Annotated in this window: 8 protein-coding genes; 7 read left to right on the top strand and 1 reads right to left on the bottom strand. The window is 56.6% G+C overall.

Annotated elements, in window-relative coordinates; all coding sequences use genetic code 11:
• Positions 1-26: 26 nt before the first annotated feature.
• Positions 27-1,433 carry a hypothetical protein gene (locus A2273_08380; protein ID OGF08352.1) on the bottom strand — a complete coding sequence of 469 codons (1,407 nt, stop codon included), beginning with the start codon at positions 1,431-1,433 and terminating at the stop codon, positions 27-29.
• A gap of 167 nt (positions 1,434-1,600) precedes the next feature.
• On the opposite strand from A2273_08380, the gene A2273_08375 reads away from it, so the two are divergent.
• From A2273_08375 to A2273_08345, 7 genes are all read left to right on the top strand, one after another.
• The gene (locus A2273_08375; GenBank protein OGF08351.1) at positions 1,601-2,923 is read left to right on the top strand and encodes a hypothetical protein; all 1,323 of its coding nucleotides are present in this window, start codon (positions 1,601-1,603) and stop codon (positions 2,921-2,923) included.
• A gap of 186 nt (positions 2,924-3,109) precedes the next feature.
• Positions 3,110-4,375, top strand: a complete 1,266-nt coding sequence (locus tag A2273_08370; protein OGF08350.1) for a tRNA (N(6)-L-threonylcarbamoyladenosine(37)-C(2))-methylthiotransferase MtaB — start codon at positions 3,110-3,112, stop codon at positions 4,373-4,375.
• Complete coding sequence (locus tag A2273_08365; GenBank protein OGF08349.1) at positions 4,369-5,685, top strand: tRNA (N6-isopentenyl adenosine(37)-C2)-methylthiotransferase MiaB; 1,317 nt, start codon at positions 4,369-4,371, stop codon at positions 5,683-5,685. The genes A2273_08370 and A2273_08365 overlap by 7 nt, the downstream gene beginning before the upstream one ends.
• A 63-nt stretch (positions 5,686-5,748) precedes the next feature.
• Positions 5,749-6,216 carry a hypothetical protein gene (locus A2273_08360; protein ID OGF08348.1) on the top strand — a complete coding sequence of 156 codons (468 nt, stop codon included), beginning with the start codon at positions 5,749-5,751 and terminating at the stop codon, positions 6,214-6,216.
• 69 nt (positions 6,217-6,285) lie between these two features.
• Positions 6,286-7,284, top strand: a complete 999-nt coding sequence (locus A2273_08355) for a hypothetical protein (GenBank protein OGF08347.1) — start codon at positions 6,286-6,288, stop codon at positions 7,282-7,284.
• Position 7,285: 1 nt separating this feature from the next.
• Positions 7,286-9,865, top strand: coding sequence for a DNA mismatch repair protein MutS (locus tag A2273_08350; protein ID OGF08346.1), 2,580 nt, complete (start codon positions 7,286-7,288; stop codon positions 9,863-9,865).
• A 3-nt stretch (positions 9,866-9,868) separates the two neighbouring features.
• Positions 9,869-13,303, top strand: a complete 3,435-nt coding sequence (locus A2273_08345; protein ID OGF08345.1) for a hypothetical protein — start codon at positions 9,869-9,871, stop codon at positions 13,301-13,303.
• Positions 13,304-13,330: the final 27 nt, after the last annotated feature.

Raw genomic sequence — 13,330 nt, 5'->3', positions numbered from 1 at the left:
CCGGCGGAACGCCGGGCCCTTCATATTCACTGCAGCTGGCTCCTGACCCTTCTTATTACCATTATGCCCGAGTCCAGGATCTTGCTGAAACGCTGGGAGGATTTGTCCCCCACCATGTCCAGCAGGGTTCCCACCGACTGGGCTTGGTCCTCCCTCAATTTAAGGGCCAAGGGCAGCAGGGAGATCCGGCAGATGGAGGACAGCACGAACAGCAGGTGGAAGTTGATGATGGTCTGCCCCAAGATGATAAATTTGAAATCGCGCAGGCTGTCGGCCAGCCAGCCTCCGACCAGCGAGGCGGCGAAGATGGCCAGCCCGGTGACCATGCTCTGGACCGCCAGATAAGCGGTGCGGTTCTCCTCGGGGGCGGTCACCAGCAGCAGGTTGAAGGTGGCCAGGGCGAAGCCGGGCCACACCAGGCCGCTGATGAAGGCGTCGATCCATATCGGCAGGTAGAAATCGGGGGTGGTGAACAGCCAGAACAGGGGCAGGGAGAAGATGCCCAGCATATTGAAGATCATCACCGGCTTGTTGCCCAGGCGGTCTATGATCCGGCCCCATAACGGCTGGAAGGCGAAGTTAAGGATCCCGGCGATGATGGAGTAATAGGCGATCACTGCGAATGGCATGTGGAGATTCTTGATCATGTGGGCGGCGAAGAAGGGCCCGGCCACTGCGGTGGCCATGGACCACAGGACGAAGAACAGCAGCAGGCGGCGGAAATCCCGGTTGGCAAAGGGCAGCCGGAACAGCTGCGAAATGGGCAGGGGTTTTTCACCGGTAAGGGGTGGCTCCCATTGCTTGGAGAGAATGATCCCGGCGATCACTGCCGTAAAGGCGGCCGCTCCGAAGATGATGGCAAAAGCCTGCTGCTGCAGGGCCTGGCTTTTCATGACATCGTACAGTTTTCCGGCCCCGAAATTGGCGGCCATGGTCACCGCGCCCAGAATGGTGCTCCGCAGACCGAAATATGAACCCCGGCGCTTCAGCGGCACCAGGTCGGTCATCCAGGAAAGCCAGGCATTGTTTGCCATATTGACCGAGGTATTGGCGATGAAGATCACCAGAAAGAATATCAATAATTTCCATCCGGCCAGGACATTGAGGAAGGGCAGTATGCACAGGGCCGCCCACAGCAGGCGCCCCAGGGTGGCCGCCCAGATGGTGAGTTTCTTGCGATGCCCCAGAAGGCCGACCAGATAGGCGCTGAATATCGCCCCCACGTTGGATAGGGCGCTGAGGGCGGCCAGCAGGCCCAGATGGAAATCGTTGGCTCCCAGCATCAGGGCATATCCGGTCACCAGCGCCCCGATGGTGATGGCGATGTGGACCGAGGCAAAGGAGCCCTCGATGATGGATATCCTCAGGCTGCGGGCCGGTTCTTTATCCGGCAGTGCTGTCGATTGGTTTTTTAAATATTTATCTTCAGGCATAACGAAAATAAGGATAATTTATTTTGGTTGTAAATGCAAGTGATATGACATGGAAAATTCAAGCTAATTTATATATTGATTCTGTGACATGGAACACACACCCCTAAATAAAAACCCCATAAATCATTTGATTGACAACTTACCCTATATTGTGCTACAGTTCCACCATGAAAAGCAAGAAAATCTTACACTTTAAGCTTGCTTGCATCGAGGTCCATAATTTAAAAGCCTTTGTTCGTAGTTTTAATAGCTGCGGGCCGGGGCTTTTTATGTTTGTTGTTTTATTATTTACCGGTTGCAGCTGTAAAAACCCTACCCAGCCGCCAGCAGATAAAACATTGATAAAGGGAACGATAACCGACAGCCTGACCGGACAACCATTGGCTGGTACGGTTGTAAGCTTGAGTACCGGCTTGTCTGCGACCACCGACAACAACGGTAATTACAGATTAATTGGCATGGGCGGCGGCGCTTTTAACCTGGTTGCCGACAAGCCCGATTATCGGTTGAATAATGGAAAAGCAAACGTTGTGGCAAATGACAGTGCCACGCTGGATTTAAAGATTTATCCCTGCCAGTGGGAAACAGTGGCGGTTCCCTTGCCTGCCCCGTGGGATATTTCTGTGACACACATTAAGGACATGTGCTTTGTCAATGAACTGGAGGGTTGGGCAGTGGGTTATTCGGATTTTATGGGAATGAATGGAGGTTTCGGAATAATCATACATACATCTGATGGCGGATATACCTGGCAAATGCAGTACGGCTGTCCAAATATTAATGAAAGTATTACATACATTGACTTTGTGGATAATCAATATGGTTGGACCGGAGGTATAGATGGTATTATGCGGACAACCGACGGCGGTAATTCGTGGATAAGTATTTATACCTACGATACTGGCCCCATTGATTTTATAGATAGAAACATTGGTTTCCTTGTTCCGGTACGGTATGTTTATAAAACAATAAATGGCGGTGACGCGATCACATACGTAGGTGGAATACCAATGGACACAAGCTTAGATGAAAGTGTGCGTAAAATTAAATATCTCAATTTAAATACCTGTTGGGCACGAACCACAAGAGAATTGTTCAAATCCGTGGATGGAGGAATAAGTTGGATTCTTGCTTTAAACGCTTTTCCGCCTATTTTTTATAATTTAGACTGGCCTACGGTTGCCTTGGAATGTCTTTATCCCGGATATGTTTGGGTTGAAGGCAAGTTCAGCCGTGATAATGGTGCGACCTGGGTAACTCAAACGAGCGATGCTTACGGGGCTTTAAGCGATGCATCATTTGCCGACCCGGCCTACGGCTGGATGAGCGGTTTTACTTTTATGATACACACAGTGGACAGCGGAAAGACTTGGGTTAAACTTGATTTTCCGGATTATCAAATAACCACTGTACAATTTCTCAGCCCTCGTATGGGTTGGGCTTTCGCCAGTTACAGCGGGACTTCAAAGAAAATATTAATATATAAATAAAAAAAGAAGAATGGAGAAAGGATAGTTAACAGTTGTTTGTTTTTATCTTATGGAAGCTCGCGATTTTAAGGCAACCAAGAAGACGGTGGTACTTAAATAATACAAGGATGCTCGAAAAAGGGCGGCTGGTGGCCGCCTTTTTTAGTTATTTGCATTTATCCGGCCGATGTAATATAATTCATCTCTATGTCAGATATTTTGTTCCAAATGACCACCTTCGGCTGCAAGGCCAACCAGTACGATTCCCAGCTGTGGCGGACCACCCTGGAGAACGCCGGCCTGCGCCATAACGAAGGCACAGCGGATATTTTTCTGGTCAACACCTGCTCGGTGACCTCGGCGGCCGAACAGCAGGCCCGGCAGACGGTCAGGAAGATCATCCGCAACAATCCGTCAGGCAAGATCATCATCATCGGCTGTTACGGGCAGCTGGCGGCAGAGCCCCTGACTAAAATAGACGGGGTGGGTTTGGTGCTGGGGCGGCACAGCAGTGAGGCCGCTGGACAATTACTCAGCTGGCTGGGCATCAGCCAGGATAAACTGCCCCGCGGGATCAAGACGTTCCACGGGCACACCCGGGCCTTCATCAAGGTCCAGGACGGCTGCAACCACCGCTGCAGCTATTGCATAGTGCCGCTGGCCCGGGGGGCTTCCCGCAGCCGTCCGCTGGACGAGATACTGTCCGAAGCCCAAAATCTGGCCGCCTCTGGACACCGCGAACTGGTGGTCACCGGGATCCGGCTGGGGGATTTCAAGCCTTCTCTGGGCATTCTGTTGAGATCATTGAAGGATATTCCCGGCCTGGACCGGATACGCCTGAGCTCCCTGGAGCCAGACGACCTGAGCGACGACCTGATGGAGACCATGCAGGGCATCCCCCAGCTGGCCAGGCACCTTCACCTGCCGCTGCAGAGCGGCTGCGACGGCATCCTTAAAAAAATGAACCGGCCATACAGCGTCGCCTACTACCGGGAACTGCTGGGAAAATTAAGAGTGGCCATGCCGGACATCACCATCGGATCGGACATCATCGCGGGATTCCCCGGCGAGACCGAGGAGCATTTCGGCCAGGGCGTCAGGAACATCCGGGAGCTGGGGTTCACCCACCTGCACGTCTTCACCTATTCAAAAAGGCCGGGCACCAAGGCCGCCCTGATGGCCGGACAGATCCCGGAGGAGATCAAGAAAGAGCGGCTGCACCGCCTGAAGGACATCCACGAAAAACTGCAGCAGGAATATTTTAGTGCTCTGACGGGGAAGACCGAGCTGGTGCTGGCGGAATCCGCCGACAGAGGCCTCTGGTCCGGGTTTGGCGAGCATTACTATAAGGTCTATTTCCGCTCGGAGCAAAACTTGAAGAACCAGATGGTCCGGGTAAAATTATCCCAGCCTTATGAACAGGGGATCCTGGGGGAGCTGACCGACAATTTGGACCAGCCTAAACAATGCTGAACCTGATATATTACATGGAGACCTACGGCTGCCAGATGAACCTGTATGACTCGGCGGCGGTAAGGACCCTGCTGGACCAGGCCGGCTGCCGGGAAACGGAAGATCCGGAGCAGGCCCAGCTGGTGGTGATCAACAGCTGTGCGGTCCGGGGGCATGCCGAGGAGCGGGTGCTGGGGCGGGTGGGCGAATTGAAATCCTGGAAGAGGAGAAGCCCCGGCCGTCTGATGATACTGATGGGCTGCGTGGGCCAGGAGAATGGCCAGAATTTATTGGACCGCTTTCGCCAGTTGGATCTGGTCCTGGGAACCGAGAGGTATCGGGAGATCGTGCCGCATCTCCAGAGTCTTCTGAAAACAGGGGCCAGGGCCGCCATCACCGGATTGGAGAAAGCCGGCCCTGATTTAAGCATCATCCCGAGGTTCGAAAAGCAGGTCGGCGCCTTTTTGGCGGTGATGCGGGGCTGCGACAATTTCTGCAGTTACTGCATAGTTCCCTATGTCCGGGGGCGGGAGTATTCCCGAACGTCCGGTGACATCCTGGGCGAAATAAAATGCCTGGCCGAGAGGGGCATCAAGGAGATCACTTTAGTGGGCCAGAACGTGAACTCCTACCTCTCCGCTGGCACGGATTTCCCCGGTCTGCTGGCCCAAGCGGCCGATGTGCCGGGACTGGAGAGGCTGCGCTTCATCACCTCCCATCCCAAGGATTGCGGCATTAAACTGCTGGAGACCATGGCCGGGAATCAAAAGATCTGTCGGCACCTGCATCTGCCCCTGCAGTCGGGCAGCGACCGGGTGTTGGCCCAGATGAACCGCAAATATACCCTGGGGCAATACCGGGAGATCGTATCCACCGCCCGGAAACTGATGCCCGATCTGGTGCTGACCAGCGACCTGATAGCCGGGTTCCCCGGAGAGTCCGAAGAGGATTTTAAGATGACCCTGGATGTCATGCAGGACATCAGGTTCGACTCGGCCTTCACCTATAAGTATTCCATCCGGCCTGGCACCAAGGCGGCCCAGATGCCGGGGCAGCTGGCCGAAGATGTCAGGCAGGATCGCCTGGCGAGAATGATATCGCTTCAGCAGAAAATTTCGCAGGAATCCAACCAGGCCGATATCGGAAAAACTTTTATCGTGCTGGTGGAAAAAGCCGTTCCCAAAAGGGGGCAGATGATGGGGCGCAGCCCCGGGAACAAACCGGTGGCCTTTGACTGCGCATCGGGCGTCAGCCCCGGAGATATCGTCAAAGTAACAGTAAATAAGGCCACCCAGTCCACCCTGACCGGCTCACGCCGTAACTGTCCTTGAATTAAATATTTAAGGACAGTTTTTTGTTGAATTTATTCTCTTAATGCGATAGAATGAACAGTTATGGATAAAAGAAAATACACCCTTTTATGGTTGTTGCCATTACTGGCGATAACCCTGGCCTTCATCATGTCTTTTGAAGGCTGCACCCCCAAACCGACCGAGGCTCCGACCACCACGGTGATCACCGGGACCGCCCAACTGTCCGTTTCCTCCGGGGATAACCGGGATTCATACTCCTTTGTCAGCGGCGGGATCAATTACGGCAAGATTGCCCTTGTCTGTTATGCTTACCCGGCGGTAAATTTCGAAGCCAACGGTATCGTGCAGGGCTCTGGGACCACAGCGCCAGACACCGGATACAGCACTTCATCGACGGTGACCGATGGCTACAGCTATTTTGTCAAAACCGATAACGTGGTACACTACGCCAGAGTAACTGCGGTCTCTAGAAGCGAGAGCGCAGGGTATGTGACCATCGGCTTCCAATGGGTGCTGCAGACCGTGGCCAATAACCGGAACCTATATTAAAGTTAAATGCACTATAAAGGTCATGACATAAAGAGAATATTTGGTCCGGCAGTGAGATCGGCCCGGCCATTGATCGTGCTCCTGCTGTTGAAAGGTTCTTTTTGTTTCGGGATCAGCGAGGAGAAGGAATATGAAGCGGCCTGGCAGTTGTGCCAAACCGGAAAATATCCCCAGGCCGCCGAGGCTTATAAAAAATACCTTTCCCGCCATCCCCGGGGGAAATTCATCCCCGAGGCCAGGTTCACCCTGGCCCGTATCGAGACCAGCGGGAACAACGCCTTCGGCCATTACCAGTTCATCTTGGACAATTACCCGGCACATTCTTTGGCCTCCCAGGCGTCCTACGCCACGGCCCAGTACCTGCATAACGTGGGATCGGCCGCCCAGGCCCGGGAGCGGTACCTCTACACCTATTCCAGGTACGGCAGCGCCCCGGCCGGCAGGGAAAGCCTTTCCAAGCTGGCTTTGATGGCCTTGGGCAGCGACAGCCTGAGCAAAGCCGAGGCCTATGTCAACGCCTATCTGGACCAGTATCCCCGGGCCCCGGGAGGGGCGGCCCTGTTGAACGTCCTGGCCGGGTACTGGCAGCAAAAAGGCGATAATGCCAGGGCCAAGGAGCACTGGAGGAGGATCATGGATCTTTTCCCGGGGACTCCGGAATCCGGCAGCGCCCGGGAATATTTGATAGCCGCCCTGACCCAGGAAAATCAGGATGGCAGTCAGGATGACGGGAGCCTTTCGGAGGCCGGACCCGATAATGATCTGTCCCGCCAGGCCGAAATGACCCAACCCCCAAATGTCGATCAGCCGCCGGCCCCGGAGGAGCCTGCTCCCCTCAGTTTTTATTATCTGCAGATAGGAGCCTACAATAACAAGGCGATCATGGACGGCTGGGCCAAGAAGGTGCGGGCCGAAGGTTTTGATACCGTAGTGGAGGAGGTCAAGGAAGGCAGGGGCACGATATACAAATTGCAGGCCGGCCCCTACGAGAATTCGTCCGAACTGAAAAAGGCCCAGCAGTCCCTGAAGGACAAATTCGGGCTGAAAACGATGGTGGTCGAAAGGTGATATGGAGAAAGTGACCCCTATGATCGCCCAGTACCACCGGATCAAACAGGAACAGCCCGAGGCCATCCTACTTTTCAGGGTGGGCGATTTCTACGAAACATTTTTCGAGGATGCGGTACTGACCTCCAAGGTGCTGGGGATCGTGCTGACCTCCCGCAATCACGGCAAGGGAAACGATGTCCCGCTGGCCGGGATCCCGCACCATGCCTTGGAGCGCTACGTCACCAGGCTGATCAAGGCCGGGCACAAGGTGGCCATCTGCGACCAGGTGGAGGACCCCAAGCTGGCCAAGGGCATCGTTCGGCGCGAGGTCACCGAGGTGATCACCCCCGGGACGGTGATGCGGTCCTCCCTGCTGGATGAGAAAAGGGAGAACCTGCTGGCCACGGTCAACTGCCATCAGGACCGGTGCGGGCTGGCCCTGTGCGACCTGTCGGCGGGGAATTTAAGGGTGGCCGAGATGTCCCTGGCGGAACTTTCCGACGAGCTGCTGCGCAACCAGCCTTCCGAGATACTGGTGTCCGGCTCCGACCGTCCGAAGATCGGGCCGGCCCTGGCCGGGTTCACTTTGACCGATCGGGAGGACCATCACTTCGAACAGGGCTCGGCGCTGAAGAAATTGCTGGGGCATTTCAAAACGGCCTCGCTGGCCGGCTTCGGCTGCCAGGACCTGACATTGGCCGTCGGGGCGGCCGGGGCGGCCATCGGCTATTTGGAGGAAAACCAGAAGACGGCCATCAGCCACCTAGCAAAAATGGTGCCCTACTCCCTGCAGGGTCAGATGCTGCTGGACAACGCCACCATCAGAAACCTGAACCTTTTTCCCGAGGGGCATCCCCAGGGCATCAGCCTGCTGAACACCATAGACCATACGGTGACGGCCATGGGCGGGAGGCTGATAAGACGCTGGCTGGCGGCCCCGCTGCTGGATCTGAATGAAATAACCTTGCGGCAGGATGCCGTCCAGAGCCTGCTGGAGGGCCGGGCCGCCAGGGACGAACTTGGGAGACATCTCGGGAAGGTGCAGGACCTGGAAAGGCTGCTGGGGCGGATCGCCTGCCAGAGGGCCGGGCCCCGGGACCTGCTGGCCCTGGGACAATCACTGGCCGAAATTCCCCAGATAAAAACCGGATTGCCGCCGGGGCGCTACTGGAAGGATCTGTCCGCTGTCCTGCATGATTTCGGTGGTTTGACCGACCTGTTGGCCAAAGCCCTGGCTGATGACCCTCCGCTGTCGTTATCCAAAGGCGGGGTCATCCGGGATGGGTTCAACGGCGACCTGGACGAGCTTCGCTCTCTGGCCCGCGACAGCAAGAGTTGGATCGCCGATTACCAGAACAGCGAACGGGAGCGCACCGGGATCCAGTCGCTGAAGGTCAAATATAATTCGGTCTTCGGATATCATATCGAGATCAGCAAGACCAATCTGGCATTGGCCCCTGATGACTACATCAGAAAGCAGACCCTGAGCAATGCCGAGAGGTTCGTCACCCCGGAATTGAAGGCCTACGAGGACAAGGTGCTGGGGGCCGAGGAAAAGATCAAGGCCCTGGAGATGGAGATCTTCGCCGGCCTGCACCAGGAGATATCATCCTGGTGCCAGCGGATCAAGCAGACCGCCGAGTCGGTGGCGGCCATCGATGTTATTTGCGGCCTGGCCCTGGCTGCCATCAACAATCGCTACGTCCGACCGGTGGTGGACGAATCTCCCCGGATCCACATCATCCATGGCCGGCATCCGGTGGTGGAGCGGAATTTCCAGCTGGGACAGTTCGTGGCCAACGACGCCCTGCTGAACGACAGCGACCACAGGCTGATCATCCTGACCGGCCCCAACATGGCCGGGAAATCCACCTACCTCAGACAGATAGCACTGGTGACCATCATGGCCCAGATGGGATCGTTCGTGCCGGCCAAGGAGGCCCATATCGGGATCACCGACCGGGTCTTCACCCGGATCGGGGCCTCCGACGACCTGGCCAAGGGAATCAGCACCTTTATGGCCGAGATGAACGAGACCGGAAATATCCTGAACAACGCCACCGTCCGGAGCCTGGTGCTGCTGGACGAGATCGGGCGGGGCACCAGCACCTTCGACGGGCTGGCCATCGCCTGGGCGGTCAGCGAATATCTGCACGATCAGATCGGCTGCCGGACCCTGTTCGCCACCCATTATCATGAGCTGACCGAGCTGGCCGCCCAGCTGCCGGGGGTGCAGAATTATTCCATGGCGGTCAAGGAATGGGGCGATGAGATAATCTTCCTGCGGCAGGTGGTCAAGGGCAGCGCTGGGCAGAGCTACGGGGTGCAGGTGGCCCGGTTGGCCGGCATTCCGGCCCAAGTGATCTCCCGGGCCCGGGAGATCCTAGAAAACCTGGAACAGGATGCCCTGCTGTCCGATTCCACGCCCCGCCTGGCCCGGCATGGGCAGATCCGCCAGGAGGAAGACCGATTGGAGCTTTTCAGCCGTGAGGAGCAGGAGCTCCTGCGGGAGATCAAACATCTGCAGCCCGAGACCATGACCCCCATTGAGGCCCTTAACAGGCTGGCCAAATTAAAAGAAATGTCGGGAGAGGAATAACTTATGGACCAGAAAGGTTTTCACCAGCAGGAGAACGGCAGCCGGGTGACGGACAACCAGCAGTCCGGGGGAGGCCATCCTGCGGGTAGCGCGGAAGCTTCCCGGGGCGGCTTTTTCGGAAAATTGGCCCGATCCGCCCAGAGGATCAGCCGGGCCCTGTCGGTGAAGGACGAGTTCCGGGTGGCCGATGACGAAACTCCTGCGGAAAGCCTCGCCCAGACAATATCCTCCGAAGAAAGCGAAGCCCATTTCCAAGAGGAATCGGCTTCCGGACCGGAAACCGCGGCTCCGGAAGAACCTCTCTCCTCCATGGAGCCCGGGGCACTGCCGGAGCAGGAGGGATCTTCCCGGGCGGAGCCGGAGGATGAGAGCCCGGCCCGGGATGACGAACCGGACCGGGAGCCCAAGGAGGGCGTCATCGGCCGGCTGCTGGGCAGTTTGTTCAAAAAAGCCTCCCCGCCCGCCCCGGATCAGGCCTCCCCGGAACCGGCCGGGAATGAGGATGGTGATGAAGAGGAGAATATCGCCGGCCAGGAGCAACCAATAGAACCGGAAAACCATGAACCAGCTTCCGCTGACGAAGATTCGCAGGAATATCTGGAGCCCGGGGCCGAGGGGGAACAGGGAGCAGCCATATCCCCGGAGACACTTCCGGAGCCCATTTCCAGCCAGGAGCCGCCGGCCGATTCCGCCATCCCCTCTCCAGGGCTCCTGTCCCGCATATTTCACCGGCAGGAGAAACCGATCGACCAGGTGCTGGAGATAAAAAAGCTGGAGAAGAATTTCCTGGACAGCCAGATAAAACAGCGCCGCAAGGACCAGGCCAAATTACTCAGGAAAATAAGGCGCAGTAAAAAGGAACGCAAATCAATCCTGGATTCCCTGGACAAATACCGGGGCCGGCTGAAAGAGACCATTGCCACCATGAAGGCCCGTGAGGCCGACGTCAAGACCCTGGAGAAGCAGAGCCTGTCGCTGCAGGGGGAGATCGAGAAAGATTCGATTCGCCAGGGAAAACTGAGCCAGGACAACCTGGCCTCCCAGGCGGAGCTGGATCGGCTGCGGCAGGAGATCTCCGACACCGAGCAGAGCCTGCAACGGGCGGCGTCCGATTACGCCCTGCGTCAGAACGAACAGCAGGCCCTTGACGAGCTGATGGAGAAGTCCCAGCAAAGGGTGGATGGCCTTGCCTCCGAAGTGGCGGACCTGGATAAACGCCGGACCGAGAACGAGAATACCCTGCTGGACCTGAACTCCCAGATAATTCATGCCGAACAGAATAAACAGGACAAACTTCAGCAGGGGGTGATGGCCTCGGAGGCCACCGCCAAGGTGGAAAAAAACCTGGAGGGAAAACGGCACCAGGTGGCGGTGTTGGAGACGGTGGCGGCCGAACTGCAGAAGGACCTCTCCGCCAAGCAGGCCTCCCTGCAGGAGCTTCCCGGCCAGATAGAAACGCTGAGTCAGACGGTGGAGCAGAACCAGGCCCGGGTGGATTCAACCGCCCAGGAGCTTTCCGAACTGGAGAGCCAGAAGGTGCAGCTCAATCAGCAGACCTACCAGGCCAGGCTGGAGCTGGAGAAGACCGAGGAACAGCGCCGGAAGAATGAATCTGAATTGGACCGCCTGAATATAGAATTGACCAGTTCCAACAGTCTGCTGGTGGAAAGGAACCGTCAGGTGTCCGCCCTGGATGCCGGGCTGGCCGAGCTTAAAGGGAGCATAGAGAAAAAGCAGGAGATAATCATCCAGCTGCAGCAGAAGATAGAATCGCTCCGGCAGAACGGTCTGGCCATGGCCCAGAAGATAGATGAGCTCAGCAAGCAAAAGAACGATACCGCCGGGGCGGTGGAGTCCAACAAGGCCCAGATCGTCTCCGCCGAAAACACCATCAAGGCCCGGCAGGCCGAGATCAGCCAACTGGAGGAGAAACTTGCCTCCCGGCAGGGCGAGCTGAAAGGGCTGTCGGAACGGATCGAAGGCCGGGAGCAGGAACACCTTCATCTATCCGAATCCATCAGCCTGGCCATGTCCAGCCAGGAGGAACTGGAGAAGCGGCTGGCCAGCGCCAAACAGGAACAGCATAACCAGGCCGAACTGCTGGCCCAGACCGCCCGGCAGATAGAAGAGGCCCGTCAGCGATATTCCGCCATGCTTGAGGAACAAGCCAATCTGGACTCCGAAGTCGGCAGAAGGCGGAACGAATTATCGGATTGGGAATCAAAAGTCAAATCGGTTCAAAGCCAACACGACCATGTCCAGGAGCAGTTGGACGCCAACAGCAGGGAGAACCAGCTTTTGGCGGAAAATATCGAACAACAGAAAATACTGGCAGGCAAGTTAAAGGCTGAAAAAGAGGAGATGATCGGACGGCTGACAGCCGAAAAGGAAGAACTGGATGATCAGCTTGATGCCCTGCAGAAAAAACGGGCCGGTCTGGAACGGTGGATCAAGGAAGCTATGGATTTCCGCACCCAGCAGGGCAGTTCCATTGAGGAACAGCTGGCCAAGTCCAGGAAACTGAAGGAAGCTGTCGAAGGTTTGAGCACCCGGGAGGAGGAACTGTCCCGGCAGCTGGAACGCGGAAGGAAAGAACTGGACGAGATCGACTCCGAGAACCAGCGCCTGATGCAGGAAAGGGCCCGAAGCGCCCAGACCGCCGAATCTGAACTGGCTGATCTGAGCGGCCAGCTGGATAAGATCAGGCAGCAGATCGAGACCGGCCGGGATGAATCCCAAGCCGTGGCGGGCCGGATAAGCGGCCTGCAGGAGGAAATGGACGATTTGAAGTCCCATCGGGAGGAATTAGCAACCGCTGTGGCCGATATCAGAACCCAGAAGGAGAATCTGGATGCCCAGCTGGAGGCGACCCGGAAGGAATTAGAGGACCAGGTGCAGCAGCAGAACCGCGAACTGGAGAGTCTGTCCCAGGATACCGAAGCCGCGAAACTGCGGCTCAATGAACAGGTCGACAAGATCCAGCGGGAAATGGAGGAGAAGAGCCGCAAGCTGGAGGGCATCAGCGATCAACTGCGAGGAGTGGTGTCGGAGGTGGAGAGCAAGGAGCGCCAGCGGGAGGAATTGGAGAAGACCCTGGCCGACCTGAAGAACCGGAACCAGCAATTGAACGCCCAGGCCGATATGGAGATGGCCGGCATCAGCACCAGGAAGGAGAGCCTGCAGCTGGAGATAAGGGATCTGGCTTCAGAGGCCGAGTCTGCCCAGGCCAAACTAAAATCGGTGCAGGAGGCCATTGCCGCCAAAACCAGCGAGGAAGCGTCCCTGCTCAAGCGTTTCCAGATGCTCTCCATGGAGATGTCCGAGATGGAAAACCTGAAGAAAGAATCGCGCGAACTGTCCCGTAAGATCGACGAGCAGAAACGGATACTGGAGGACCTGGAACTCCAGATAGATAAAAAATCCGGCCTGTTCACTTGAGGGGAACCATCGATCAACCAAATATCA

The organism is Candidatus Edwardsbacteria bacterium RifOxyA12_full_54_48, assembly GCA_001777915.1.
Classification (GTDB): Bacteria; Edwardsbacteria; AC1; order AC1; family EtOH8; genus UBA2226.
Note: the sequence above shows the minus strand (reverse complement) of the source record. Positions and strands in the feature narration are given on the sequence as shown.